This is a genomic window from Shewanella electrica (assembly GCF_022321485.1).
Taxonomy (GTDB): domain Bacteria; phylum Pseudomonadota; class Gammaproteobacteria; order Enterobacterales; family Shewanellaceae; genus Shewanella; species Shewanella electrica.
Map to the genome: position 1 here is coordinate 1 of NZ_JAKOGG010000783.1, position 235 is coordinate 235.

The window sequence follows — 235 nt, forward strand, 5'->3', positions numbered from 1 at the left end:
AGCAGCGCAAACAGCTGTTCCTGCTCGCCTTTGGCAATCTTGCGGGCGTGATCATGGATCACCAAGCCGCCTTTCCAATATTAGATGGTGGTTGCCAGCAAACGCAGCAGGTCTTTGTCGACTCGCAGCTCTTTCTCTGTCAGCTCTTAGAGCAGCGCCATAGAGACTTTGTAATCAAACAGCGAAAAGACCGCCTTCAGCCCCAGCGCTTTGTGCTCACGTTTGATGATTTCAA

General features: G+C 51.5%; 1 pseudogene. It reads right to left on the reverse strand.

The window, feature by feature from the left end:
* Positions 1-235 (reverse strand): annotated as a pseudogene (locus L9G74_RS22065) (ATP-dependent DNA helicase Rep); the annotation flags it as partial.